This is a genomic window from Curtobacterium sp. PhB190, assembly GCF_004365385.1.
Lineage (GTDB): Bacteria > Actinomycetota > Actinomycetes > Actinomycetales > Microbacteriaceae > Curtobacterium.
This window is the reverse complement of sequence record NZ_SODN01000006.1, coordinates 328,733-340,595: the sequence shown is the minus strand read 5'-3', so window position 1 is coordinate 340,595 and position 11,863 is coordinate 328,733. Positions and strand designations below refer to the sequence as shown.

Sequence of the window (11,863 nt, the reverse complement as noted above, 5' to 3'; positions counted from 1 at the left end):
GGCACGACTCGAGGGCATGAGCCCGGTTCAATACCGAGCTCACGCCCTCGCGGCCTAATCTGACTTCACGGTCCAACAAACCGGGACCAGTTCACTGGCACCGAGCCTCCCGTCCGTTCTGTGGTCGCGTCGCGACCCGCGGTCAGTGCGCCGCGCTCTCCCAGTTCGCGCCGAGGCCGACCGAGACGTCGAGCGGCACGGTGAGTTCGGCGGCGTTGCCCATCCGGGTGCGGAGGATCTCCTCGACGCGGTCCTGTTCGCCGGGCGCGACCTCGAGGATGAGCTCGTCGTGCACCTGGAGCAGCAGGTGCGACTCGAGTCCGCCGTCGCGCAGGTCCTGGTCGACGCCGAGCATCGCGATCTTCATGATGTCGGCCGCCGAGCCCTGGATCGGCGCGTTCAACGCGGCGCGCTCGGCGTTCTCGCGCAGGACGCGGTTCGGGCTCTTCAGGTCCGGGAACGGCCGGCGACGACCGAAGATCGTCTCGGTGTAGCCGTCCTCGCGCGCCTGCTCGACGACGTTGCGCAGGTAGTCGCGCACGGCGCCGAACCGGGCGAAGTACTCGGTCATGAGCGTCCGGGCCTCGGACTGCTCGATGCGGAGCTGCTTCGACAGCCCGAACGCGCTCAACCCGTAGGCCAGGCCGTACGACATCGCCTTGACCTTGGTGCGCATCTCGGCGGAGACCTCGGCCGGCTCGACGCCGAACACCCGGGCGCCGACGAAGCGGTGCAGGTCCTCGCCCTCGTTGAAGGCCTGGATCAGACCGGGGTCACCGGACAGGTGCGCCATGATGCGCATCTCGATCTGCGAGTAGTCGGCCGTGATGAGCGTCGTGTACGGCTCCGCGACGGCGAACGCCGACCGGACCCGGCGTCCGACCGCGGTCTTCACCGGGATGTTCTGCAGGTTCGGATCGGTCGACGAGATGCGGCCGGTGCTGCTGCCGGTCTGCTCGTACCGGGTGTGGATGCGCCCGTCGACGATCGCCGCGTCGAGCGTGTCCACGATCTGGCGGAGCTTCGTGGCGTCGCGGTGCTGCAGCAGCAGTCCGAGGAACGGGTGCGGGTGCTGCTCCTGCAGGTCGGCCAGGCTCGCGGCGTCGGTCGAGAACCCGGTCTTCGTCTTGCGGGTCTTCGGCATCGCGAGCTCGGTGAACAGGACTTCCTGCAGCTGCTTCGGCGACCCGAGGTTCACCTCGTGCCCGATCTCGGCGAACGCCTGCTGCGCCAGGTCGGCGGCACGCTCCCCCAGTTCCTTCGACAGCCCCGTGAGCACCGGGCGGTCGATGCCGACACCGATCGTCTCCATGCTCGCGAGCACCGACACCAGCGGGAGCTCGATGTCGTCGAGGACCTTGAGCGACGACTCGTCGATCCGGGCACGGAGCGCCGTGGTGACCCGCAGGACGAACCACGCGTGGACGCCGACGTTGACCGGGTCGGTCTCCGGCACGAGCTGGTTCGGGTCGGCGGTGGGGAGCTCTTCGCCGAGCTCCTGGTAGACGAGGTCGGCCAGCGGCTGCCCCTGCTTGCCGGGCTGGGCGAGCCACCCCGTGATGCGGGCATCGCCGGCGATGCCGTTCACGACGAAGCCCGCGGTCGCGAGCACCTTGATCGCGGTCTTGGCGTCGTGGAAGTGCTTCGGGGCGTCGGAGGCGAACCACGCCGACAGCTGCTCGTAGTCCTTCGCGCCGCTGCCACCGGGCACCTGGACGGCGTCGTCGTGCGTGGCGATGCCGATGGTGCTGAGTCGGCCGTCGATGACCTCGACCGCGACGCCGTAGCCGTTCGCCGCCTCGGAAGCGTTGCGGCGCTCGAGCCAGTACCCGAGTTCCTCGTCGATCAGGGTCTTCACCGACGGCGGGGTCGCGGCGCCGTCGGTTACCCCGCCCTCGGCCGGCTGCTCGGACGGTTCACCGGAGCCAGCGACCTTGAAGACGCGGTCGAGCAGCGTGCGGAACTGCAGCTTGGCGAACAGCTCGCGCACGGCGGTCTCGTCGAGGGGCCGGAGCGCGACGTCGGCCGGACCGACGGGCAGTTCGACGTCGGTGACCAGGCGGTTCAGCCGGCGGTTCCGGACCGCACGGTCCTGCTGCTCGCGCAGGTTGTTGCCGACGACGCCCTTGATCTCGTCGGCGTGCTCGAGGACCCCCTCGAGCGAGCCGTACTGCGTGACCCACTTGACCGCGGTCTTCTCGCCGACCTTGTCGATGCCGATCAGGTTGTCGCTGGTCTCGCCGACGAGCGCGGCGATGTCCGGGTACTGGTGCGGCTCGATGCCGTAGCGCTCGTACACCTTGTCGCGGTCGTACCGGGTGAGCTCGGAGACGCCACGGACCGACGGGTACAGCAGCGTCACGTCGTCGTTGACGAGCTGGATGGCGTCGCGGTCGCCGGAGACGACGTACACCTGGTACCCCTGCGCAGCACCCTGGGACGACAGGGTCGCGAGGATGTCGTCAGCCTCGTAGTCTTCCTTCGTCACCGTCGTGATGCCCATCGCCTCGAGCGCCTGCTGCAGCAGCGGGATCTGCCCCTTGAACTCGGCCGGGGTCTCGGAGCGGGTGCCCTTGTACGCCTCGTACTCACGGGTGCGGAACGAGAACCGGGAGATGTCGAACGCCACCGCCAGGTGCGTCGGCTTCTCGCGCTGCAGGAGCATGAGCAGCATCGAGATGAAGCCGTGGATGGCGTTCGTGTGCTGCCCGTCGCGGTTCACGAAACTGTCGACCGGCAGCGCGTAGAAGGCCCGGAAGGCGAGCGAGTGGCCGTCGATGACCATGAGGGTAGGCTTTGCGGAGTCCGACACCCGGACAGCCTACCGACGCCATCCGACACGGGAGTTCGAGCGCGTGACCGACGAAGCCACCATCACCGGGAACGTCGACGAGCGGCTCGCTGCCCGTGGGATGGGCGAGCTCGCCGACAAGATGGGCATGGTCATCACCGAGATGTCGGCCGACCGCGCCGTCGGCAGCATCCCGGTCGAGGGCAACCGTCAACCGGTCGGCCTGCTGCACGGGGGCGCCTACGTCGTCCTCGCCGAGAGCCTCGGTTCGATGGCCGCCAACGTGCACGCCGGCGAGGGCCGCTACGCCGTCGGCATCGAGCTGAACGCCTCGCACACCCGCAGCGCCACGTCCGGCACCGTCACCGGTGTCTGCACCGCGATCCACCTCGGCAACACGCTCACCACGCACGAGATCGTGCTCACCGACGACCAGGGGCGCCGCTGCTCCACCGTCCGCATCACCAACCTCATCCGCGAGGCACGCTGAACTGCGAACAGCGCTGAACCCCTCGCACGCACGCAGGGAGTCCGTCATGGACTGGAAGATCGAACTCGTCATGTTCCCCGTCAGCGACGTCGACCGGGCCCGCGAGTTCTACGAACGCATCGGCTTCACGATCGACCACGACCAGCGCGTGTCCGACGACGTACGGTTCGTGCAGGCCACCCCGCCCGGGTCGGCGTGCTCGATCGCGTTCGGCGAGGGCATCATGTCGCCCGACGTCCAGCCCGGGTCGCTGAAGTCCGTCCAGGTGGTGGTCCCCGACGCCGACGAAGCCCTCGCCCACCTGCAAGGACTCGGCGTCGACGCGATCGGTGTCGACGAACTGGCCTGGGGTCGCTTCGTGTTCTTCACCGACCCGGACGGCAACGCCTGGACGCTCCAGCAGCTCCCCGCGCGCGGCTGAGGCACCGGGCGCTCAGTCCTCGGGCGGACGCTGCAGCAGCAACCGTGCGTCGCCGAAGCCGAGCCGTCGGTACAGCCGCTCCCCGTCGACGCTCGAGTGCACCGAGGTCCGCTCGACGCCGAGGTCGTCCGCGATGTCGAGCAGCGCGGTGACGAGTCGTCCGGCGACGCCGAGCCCGCGCAGGTCGGGGTGCACGTAGACGGTCTGCACGTCGGCGGTCAGGCGTCGCCCCGGCCGGTCCGGGGTCGGCGGCCGGGCGACGAGTCCGAGCCACGCCATGCCGAGCACCGCACCGTCGCGCTCCGCGACCACGCACCGGTGCGTGTCCGGGTGTTCGCGGGCGAAGGCCGTCATCGCCGCGCGGTAGTCGTCCGGCGTCGCGGCCGGCTCGGCGCCGCCCTCGCCCACACTCCACCGCCACCGCAGGTCGGCCACCGCCGGCATGTCGTCAGGCCGGGAGGCCCGGATCACCACGTCGTCCACGGCTCCAGCCTGCCAGGTGGTCGCCTCCACCGCCCCACGCGCCCGTGGCCGCCAGTGCATGCGTCCGCACACTCCGACAGAACACGCGTCGATCGACCGGTGTCGTGTCGCAACATGCACACGCAGACGATGCGTCTGCACACTGCGACAGAACACGCGTCGATCGACCGGTGTCGTGTCGGAACATGCACACACACCGAGCGCGCCACGCGCCCGGGAACGCAGCAGCGCCGCCGGACCGGGGTCCGACGGCGCTGGTGTGAGCGACGGGTGGTACTACTTCTTGGCGCTGAGCTGCTCGATGATCGCCTTGGCGACGTCGTGCATGGTCAGACGGCGGTCCATCGAGGCCTTCTGGATCCAGCGGAACGCCTCGGGCTCGGTGAGGCCCATCTTCTCGTTGAGCAGGCCCTTGGCGCGGTCGACGAGCTTGCGGGTCTCGAAGCGCTCGACGAGGTCGGCGACCTCGGCCTCGAGCGTGATGATCTGCTGGTACCGCGAGAGGGCGATCTCGATCGCGGGGAGCAGGTCGTTCGGGGTGAACGGCTTGACCACGTAGGCCAGCGCGCCGGCCTCGGTCGCACGCTCGACGAGGTCCTTCTGGCTGAACGCCGTGAGGAGGACCACCGGAGCGATGTGGTTCTTGGACAGCTTCTCGGCTGCGGAGATGCCGTCGAGCTGGGGCATCTTGACGTCCATCACGACGAGGTCGGGACGGAGGTCGGTGGCGAGCTGCACGGCGGTCTCGCCGTCGCCGGCCTCGCCGACCACGTCGAACCCGTTGTCGCGGAGGATCTCGACGATGTCGAGGCGGATGAGCGACTCGTCCTCGGCGACGACGACGCGGCGCGGTGCTGTTGCAGTTGCTTCTGTGTCACTCACAGCCGCAAGCCTACTAGACGTCAGAAGTGCTTCATGTCATCACACGGCGATCCGTGGACAGAACAGTCGCCTTGTACGAGTGGCGGGACTTGAACCCGCACGCCGTGAGGCAGAGCATTTTGAGTGCCCCGTGTCTGCCGATTCCACCACACTCGCGAGGCCTCCAGGCTAGCAGGGCCCCCGCCCCTCGACCGCCGCCGGCAGCCGCAGGTCGAACACCGCACCGCCGAGCACGTCGCCCTCGCCGCCTTCGTTGTCGTCGGCGTGCTGCAGGGACCCGCCGTGCGCCTCGGCGATGCCCCGTGCGATCGGCAGGCCCAGTCCGGCCCCGCCGGAACGGGCGTCGCGAGCGGCCTCGAGGCGGACGAGTCGGTCGAACACCCGCACGCGGTCCTGGGCCGGGATGCCCGGACCATCGTCCGCCACCCGGAGCACGGGGCCCGCTCCCCGGTCGTCGAGGGAGACGACGATCCGGCCGGCGGGTCCGGCAGCGCGGGCGGCGTTGTCGACGAGGTTCCCGACGACCTGGGCGAGCCGCTCGGGGTCGACGTCGGCGCACACGGGCCGCTCGGGCACCACGACCTCGAGCGCGACGGACGGCAGCCGCAACCGCAGCCGGTCGCCCTCCGCCACCAGGAAGGCGCCGAGGTCCACCGGTCGTCGGTCGAGTTCGATCCCCCGGTCGAGCCGGGCCATCGTGAGCATGTCCTCGATGAGCCGTGCGGCTCGGTCGGCCTGGCGGACGACGTGCACGGCGAGCACCTCGCGCGTGGCGACGTCGCCGCCACCGTCGCGCACGAGCGTGTCGGCTGCAGCCCGGACCCCGGCGACCGGCGTCCGCAGCTCGTGCGCGGCGTCGGAGAGGAACGAGCGGACCCGTGCCTCCGCGGCGACCGCCTCACGCTCCGCGCCCTCGACGGCGTCGAGCATCTCGTCCAGGGCGACGGCGACGCGACCGATCTCGGTGTCCTGCCGCGAGGGTCGGAGTCGCCGCCCACGGTCGCCGCCCGCGATCGACCGCGCGGTCGTCGCCATCTCGTCGAGCGGCCGCAGGGACCGCCGGACGACGACCACCACCCCGAGGACGGCGACCCCGAGGAACGCCGCGGAGGCACCGCCCATGACCCAGCCGAGCTGGACCAGGGTGTCCTGCACATCGCGGGTCCCGGCGGTCAGCGTGATGCGGGTGCCGTCGTCGAGTCGGCTCACGAGGGTGAGCACCCCGTCGTCCTCGCGCACGGACGACGACGTGACCGTGGCGCCGTCCTCGGTGGTCGTCGGCGTCGCCGCGGCCGTGGGTGTGGTCCCGCCGACGAGTGCGCTGCCGCGCGGAACCGTTGCCGGCAGGCTGCCGGGGTCCGGCGGGCCCGTCCGCAGCTGGTCCGGCGTCGGACCGGCCTCGACGGCCCCGCCGTCCGGCCGGACGATGCGCACCGACAGCCCCTGCGCGGAGAGCCGGTCGGCGAGGTCCTCGGCGTCGACGGTCCCGACGAGCGCCGCGGCGGCCGACGCCCGGTCACGGAGCCGGTCCTCGGCCTGGGCGCGCAGTCGGATGCCGAGCAGCACCTCGACGGCGACCGCCAGCCCGGCGAGCAGCACCGCGAGCAGGACCACGATCGCGACGACCGTGCGCAGCCGCAACGAGGTCGTGCGGAGCGCGCCGTCGTGGACCCTCACGCCGCCGTCCGCTCGTCGCTCAGCCGGTACCCGAGGCCGCGGACGGTGTGCACGAGCCGCGGCCCGTGCGCCTCCATCTTGCGTCGGAGGGCGCTGAGGTGGACCTCGACGACGTTCGCCGCGACGTCGTCGTAGCCCCACACCTGCGTCGTGATCTGCCCCTTCGACACGGTGCGGCCCCGGCTCTCGGCGAGGAACCGCAGCAGGCGGAACTCCGTCGCGGTGAGGTCGAGCAGGACCCCGGCACGCCGAGCGGTGGCGGCGTCCGGGTCGAGGACGAGGTCGCCGACCTCGACGACCGACGGGATCCGCCCGCGCCGCCGGAGCACCGCCGTCACCCGCGCCACCAGCTCGGCCATCGCGAACGGCTTCACCACGTAGTCGTCGGCACCCTCGGCGAAGCCGCGCAAGCGCTCGTCGAGCTCGTCCCGCGCGGTCATCATGACGACGGCGGCGTCCGAGGTGGAGCGCACCCGGCCGGCGAGCACGATGCCGCTCGGCCCGGGCAGCATCCAGTCCAACAGGACGAGGTCGGGTGCGGCGCGTCGGAGGTCCTCGACGAGGTCGCGTCCGTCGGATGCCTCGGCGACCAAGAAGCCCTCCGCACGCAGGGTCGTCGCGACGGAGGTCCGGATGGAGTCGTCGTCGTCGACGACCAGGATTCGAGCGGGAACAGGCACGGCGGACACCGTAGGACGCTCCGGCGGCCACCGAGCATGGAGGACGCTGGAGAACCCCTGTGCTTCAGGCATGCTTCAGATTCGGACTCGAGCGTCGTCTCCAGCGGCGGATCACCCGGATCCGCCCGGTCACGGAACGGAACCACCATGCTCGACGAACGAGACGACTCGACCACCACCGCCACCCCGCGACGCGGCGCACTCCTGCGACGGGTCGGGATCGGCACGGCCGCAGCCGCGGTGCTGGTGCTCGGCGGGTTCGGCATCGCCACGGCGAACGCCGCGACGACGACCCCGGCGCCGAGCGCCCCGACCGGTGCGCCGAGCGGTGCACCGGACAGCGCGACCACACCGGCCCCGGTTCCGTCGGACGGCGACACCGCGACGGTGCCCGCACCACCCGAGGGCGGCCCCGCGGCGGCGCCCGGCTGCACGGCGCTGCCGAAGGCCGGCGACACCGCGACGGTGCCCGTGCCGCCGAAGGGCGACGAGGGGAAGGCACCCACCCCGCCGAAGCACGGTGCGAAGACCACGGCACCCACCCCGCCGAAGGACGGTGCGAAGCCCACGGCACCCACCCCGCCGAACGACGGTGCGAAGCCCACGACGGCCACCCCGCCGACGCCCGACGCGACCACCACGCCGGCGCCGACCTCCGGTTCCTGATCACCAGGCCGGGAGGCGCGCACCGTCGGCGGTCCCGACCGCGCGGGGCGTGCCTCCAGGCCGGGTCGTCCCGACCGGCTCAGGGACCCTCGAGCGCCTCGATCGCCGCCACGAGACCGGCTCGTCGCGGCGACCGCCGCGGCAGGACCGCGAGCAGCGCGCGGAGCACGCGCGCGTCCGCCGCCCCGTCCGGCGTTCGCGCCCACGCGAGCAGCGCCTCGACGCTGCCGTCCGCGACGACCGACTCGCGGAACCGACCGCGCACCAGGTCGCGCACGGCGTCCACGCCAGGCGCAGCCGACCCCGGCAGGACCGGTCCGGTGTACCGGTCGACGGCCTGGAGGCGCGCCCCGCGGTCGAGCGCGGACAGCACGGTGTCGATGTCGGTCGCCATCCCGGTCACCCGGTACGGTCGCGACGTCACGGTCACGCCCGACGCGTGCTCCGCGAGGACCCGTCGGAGCCGCACCACCTCGGCGCGCAGCGTCACGACGGCGCCGGCGTCGCCGTACACGGCGTGCGCGAGGTCGGCGGCCGCCAACCCGTCGGGGTGGGCGGCGAGGACGACCAGGAGCTCGGAGTGCCGCGCGGACAGGTGGACCCGGCGGTCGTGGACGCGCAGGACGGCGGTGTCGGTGCCGAGGACCGTCAGGTCCGCGCCGGGTGCGCGCGGCGTCGACGCGGCGGACGCCGGGAACCGGCTCGCGGCCAGGGCGAGCTGCGCCTCGGCGGCGGCGACCGTGGCGGTGAGGAGCGAGAGGGTGTGCCGTTCGACGGCCCGGTCGTCGCCCGTCAGGTCGAGCACGCCGACGGTGGCCCCGTGGGCGTCGTGCACGGGCACTGCGGTGCACGACCACGGCTTGACGGCGTTGGCGTAGTGCTCGTCGGAGCGGATCTGCACCGGTCGATCCAGCCGCAGTGCGGTGCCGGGCGCGCTCGTGCCGACGCGGTCCTCGGCCCAGTCGGCCCCGGGCACGAAGCCCATGTCCTCCGCCGCACGTCGGGCCGTCCGCGCGCCGTCGACCCACACCAACCGGCCAGAGGCGTCGCCGACGGCGAGGACGCAGCCGGCGGACCGGGTGTCGTCGAGCAGCAGGTGCCGGACCACGGGCAGCAGGGTGGCGAGGGGGCCGTCCCGGCGGGCGGCGTCGAGCTCGTCGTCACCGAGCGCGAGCGATGGCACGCCGTCCGGGTCGACCGCCGCGGACCGTCGCCACGACGCGGCGACGAGCGGGCGGAGCCGGTCGGGTGCGCGCATGCGTCCTCCGATCGACCCCACCCGCCGCACCGTCGCGACGAGTACGGCCAGCCTACGTCCGGTGCGCGACCGGGACCAGGCCGAGATCCGCCAGCTCGGCGTCGTCGAACATCCGCGACCGGGTCAGGAACCGCTTGCCCTCGGGGCTCTCGACCGAGAACCCGCCGCCCCGCCCGTCGACGACGTCGATCGTCAGGTGCGTGTACTTCCAGTACTCGGCCGAGGGTGTTGTCCAATGGTGCCGGTGGTTGTCCGGCGCGGTCCGTCGCGGATGCGCTGGTAGTGGGGTGATGCTCTTTGATGGTGGCCGGAGCTGCTTTTGCGGACTTCTCGCGGACTTCTGCTCGGTGCTGGCAGAAGAGACTCGAGGCTGGAAGTGTGTGCGGCATGCACCCCGAGGATGAGCGCTTCGAGTATCGGGCTGGCTTCGTGAGGGAGGATGACGGTCAGCCGGTCTGGGTCGCGATGGAACAACTGAGCGGGATACGACAGGCTGCGTCAGTCGGATGGGAGCTCGAGGCGCGACGAGTCGGCCGCTGGCAGCCGTTCGATGCGTCTTCGATACCCGGCCTGGTCCGATTGCGCCAACTCGATTCGAGCACGGTGCACGCCGGGGTGCTGATCGACGGTTGGCGACTCGACTCGGCCGGCGAGACCTACTCGACCTTCTGTGGCCCGAAGACGGGCGCGAACCGGTTGGTCGAGACGACTGACGCGCTGACTTGCAAACGGTGCATCGCGTCGAACCGATCCTCCGAGAAGCCAACAGACATGCGAGCTCTCATCAGCTGGCATGCGAAGGAGATCGAGCGTCTCGTTCGGCAGTCGGCCCTCTGAGCAGCCCTGCGGTCGCCTATCGTGTCGGTGTGGTTGACGACATCGAGTCCATCATCCGGCGCGTGGTGCGCGAAGAGCTCGAGCGCAGCCGTGGTGATGCTGCGGAGCAGGCGACGAGCAAACGCGCCTACACAGTGCAGAGCATGTCCGAGGCGTACGAAGTGAGCGTCTCCTACATCAGGAACGACATCGCCACTGGGAGACTGCGACCGCAGTACCTGGGACGTAAGCCATTGATCGGCATCGATGAGGCTCAGCGCTGGTTCGCGGCGCTCCCGCCCGAGAGGCCAGTCGTCTAACTAGAGCGCCCACAGCCCCAGTCCGTCGAAACCGGCCTCGCGCGAGGGTCCCTGTCGCAGGAGTCAACTCGCTGCCACTGAATAAGCGATCAACCGTTAGCAGGGGGGCAGATCGTCGAGGTTGTTGCGCGTTGTGCCATCCCAGTTAGTTCTGAGGTACGGGCGATTCCGCCCTTGCACGATCTCGATCTCTGCCGTCGAGCCGTTCGTCAAGGGGACGTAGAACCGGTGCCCGAGCTGGATGAGCTGCATGACATCGGTGCTGGAAGCGGACCCCCATGGCCCGCATAGCTTGATGATGTCACCGTCCCGATCCTTGCCTGCCCGGTTGACCTGGTAGTCAGTCATCGCAGCTCCTTTGCTCGAAGGGACCGTAAGCACACTGACCGGTGGCACCAATCCCCGCAAACAGGGGTGCTCGGGCTACTCTTCGAGCAGCTTGGCCAGACGTTCGTCCTCGAGGCTCAGGTTGAACCCGTTGTCCGGATGGTAGGTCCACGACGCGTGGATGCCGCGGAAGGTTGCCTCTTGCATCCCGTCGAGGGCGCGAGTGCTGAGCATCCGATCTTGCAGCGCTGCGCTTGCCTTGACGCGCTTGAGAACGCACACGACGTTGAGAATGTTGGCCTCGTTGGCCTCTACGTCGACATCATCGTCCGCCGCAGTGGTGAGGATGAGTGAGACGCCCTTGTCTGCGTACTCGACCCCATCCTTGCCTTTGAGTTCACACTTCGATACCGCGGTCTTGAAGCGCGGTGTGGGTGGTTCCTGCTTCGCACACCCCGCTACGCCGACGATGGCGATGCTTGCGATGGCCAGGGTGGCGAGGGCGCGCTTCATAGTTGAAGCATAGGGTTTCTCAACTTTGACCAGCATGCCCCAGTTCGGGCGGCCAGCGGGAGGTGTCGGTGGTCCTTCGCATCATCGACACATGCCCGAGCACAAGTGGGCTCCCCCGGAGCATCCCGACGTCACCCTCCACCAACCCGTGATGCTGAACGCCGACACCGCGGATGAGCTGCGCACCGTCGATCCCGTCGCCCCGGTCTGGGCTGACATCGAGTTCGTGGACGTTGGGCTGCTGCACCTCAAGTGCTTCGCAGCAGCTGAGTCGGAATTCGCCGTCCTCGTTCAGACGGCGTGGCAGGGGCGGCTGCAGCAGGTGCTCGTTGCTCGCGAGAAGGTCACGCGCCGCGCTCTGACGCCACGAGCGCACTGATGGCCCGTAGACGTCGTGACAGGTGGGCGTTGGGGCCGGCGTTCTCGCTCCCCGAGATGGCTCGCGGAGGACCCGACTACGACGTCACGCCGCCAGACCCGGTGCTGGCCTGGGTGCAGTTCCCAGACCGGATCCTCGAGGTCGAGGCGTGTGTGATCGC

General features: G+C 70.5%; 15 protein-coding genes and 1 tRNA gene. 6 read left to right on the top strand and 10 right to left on the bottom strand.

The window, feature by feature from the left end:
- Positions 1–142: 142 nt before the first annotated feature.
- The gene (polA, locus tag EDF47_RS12450) at positions 143–2,812 is read right to left on the bottom strand and encodes a DNA polymerase I (protein ID WP_123294360.1); all 2,670 of its coding nucleotides are present in this window, start codon (positions 2,810–2,812) and stop codon (positions 143–145) included.
- Positions 2,813–2,912: 100 nt separating this feature from the next.
- Here polA and EDF47_RS12445 point away from each other — a divergent pair, with 100 nt between their 5' ends.
- Both EDF47_RS12445 and EDF47_RS12440 read left to right on the top strand, forming a co-directional pair.
- On the top strand, positions 2,913–3,281 hold the full coding sequence (locus EDF47_RS12445) for a hotdog fold thioesterase (RefSeq protein WP_111084165.1): 369 nt from the start codon (positions 2,913–2,915) through the stop codon (positions 3,279–3,281).
- A 46-nt stretch (positions 3,282–3,327) separates the two neighbouring features.
- Positions 3,328–3,702 (top strand): VOC family protein, encoded by a 375-nt coding sequence (locus EDF47_RS12440; protein WP_131879602.1) that lies wholly within the window; start codon positions 3,328–3,330, stop codon positions 3,700–3,702.
- 12 nt (positions 3,703–3,714) lie between these two features.
- Here EDF47_RS12440 and EDF47_RS12435 read toward each other — a convergent pair whose 3' ends face one another.
- The 5 genes from EDF47_RS12435 to EDF47_RS12415 all read right to left on the bottom strand — a co-directional run bounded on the left by EDF47_RS12435 (position 3,715) and on the right by EDF47_RS12415 (position 7,424).
- Entirely contained in the window at positions 3,715–4,185 is a 471-nt protein-coding gene (locus tag EDF47_RS12435; RefSeq protein WP_159571203.1) for a GNAT family N-acetyltransferase, read from the bottom strand.
- 276 nt (positions 4,186–4,461) lie between these two features.
- On the bottom strand, positions 4,462–5,067 hold the full coding sequence (locus EDF47_RS12430; RefSeq protein ID WP_071291723.1) for a response regulator: 606 nt from the start codon (positions 5,065–5,067) through the stop codon (positions 4,462–4,464).
- A gap of 74 nt (positions 5,068–5,141) precedes the next feature.
- A tRNA-Leu gene (locus EDF47_RS12425) sits at positions 5,142–5,223 on the bottom strand.
- Positions 5,224–5,235: 12 nt separating this feature from the next.
- Positions 5,236–6,744, bottom strand: coding sequence for a HAMP domain-containing sensor histidine kinase (locus EDF47_RS12420; protein ID WP_131920098.1), 1,509 nt, complete (start codon positions 6,742–6,744; stop codon positions 5,236–5,238).
- A complete protein-coding gene (locus EDF47_RS12415; protein ID WP_243648773.1) occupies positions 6,741–7,424 on the bottom strand; it encodes a response regulator transcription factor in 684 nt (227 codons plus the stop codon). The genes EDF47_RS12420 and EDF47_RS12415 overlap by 4 nt, the downstream gene beginning before the upstream one ends.
- Before the next feature lie 147 nt (positions 7,425–7,571).
- On the opposite strand from EDF47_RS12415, the gene EDF47_RS12410 reads away from it, so the two are divergent.
- Positions 7,572–8,090: a hypothetical protein gene (locus EDF47_RS12410; RefSeq protein ID WP_133936957.1), complete on the top strand. Its 519-nt coding sequence runs from the start codon at positions 7,572–7,574 to the stop codon at positions 8,088–8,090.
- A gap of 79 nt (positions 8,091–8,169) precedes the next feature.
- Here the strand turns inward: EDF47_RS12410 and EDF47_RS12405 are convergent, their stop codons facing one another.
- The gene (locus tag EDF47_RS12405) at positions 8,170–9,348 is read right to left on the bottom strand and encodes a helix-turn-helix domain-containing protein (protein WP_133936959.1); all 1,179 of its coding nucleotides are present in this window, start codon (positions 9,346–9,348) and stop codon (positions 8,170–8,172) included.
- Positions 9,349–9,400: 52 nt separating this feature from the next.
- Complete coding sequence (locus EDF47_RS12400) at positions 9,401–9,640, bottom strand: DUF779 domain-containing protein (protein WP_279586404.1); 240 nt, start codon at positions 9,638–9,640, stop codon at positions 9,401–9,403.
- Between the two features lie 95 nt (positions 9,641–9,735).
- On the opposite strand from EDF47_RS12400, the gene EDF47_RS19865 reads away from it, so the two are divergent.
- Together EDF47_RS19865 and EDF47_RS12395 are read left to right on the top strand one after the other, a co-directional pair.
- Entirely contained in the window at positions 9,736–10,185 is a 450-nt protein-coding gene (locus tag EDF47_RS19865) for a hypothetical protein (protein WP_166673224.1), read from the top strand.
- Between the two features lie 29 nt (positions 10,186–10,214).
- Positions 10,215–10,484 carry a hypothetical protein gene (locus tag EDF47_RS12395; protein ID WP_133936961.1) on the top strand — a complete coding sequence of 90 codons (270 nt, stop codon included), beginning with the start codon at positions 10,215–10,217 and terminating at the stop codon, positions 10,482–10,484.
- Between the two features lie 96 nt (positions 10,485–10,580).
- On the opposite strand, the gene EDF47_RS12390 is transcribed toward EDF47_RS12395, so the two are convergent.
- Positions 10,581–10,832 carry a DUF3892 domain-containing protein gene (locus EDF47_RS12390; protein ID WP_133936963.1) on the bottom strand — a complete coding sequence of 84 codons (252 nt, stop codon included), beginning with the start codon at positions 10,830–10,832 and terminating at the stop codon, positions 10,581–10,583.
- A gap of 75 nt (positions 10,833–10,907) precedes the next feature.
- The gene (locus tag EDF47_RS12385) at positions 10,908–11,324 is read right to left on the bottom strand and encodes a hypothetical protein (RefSeq protein WP_133936965.1); all 417 of its coding nucleotides are present in this window, start codon (positions 11,322–11,324) and stop codon (positions 10,908–10,910) included.
- 91 nt (positions 11,325–11,415) lie between these two features.
- Here EDF47_RS12385 and EDF47_RS12380 point away from each other — a divergent pair, with 91 nt between their 5' ends.
- The gene (locus tag EDF47_RS12380; RefSeq protein WP_133936967.1) at positions 11,416–11,703 is read left to right on the top strand and encodes a hypothetical protein; all 288 of its coding nucleotides are present in this window, start codon (positions 11,416–11,418) and stop codon (positions 11,701–11,703) included.
- Positions 11,704–11,863: the final 160 nt, after the last annotated feature.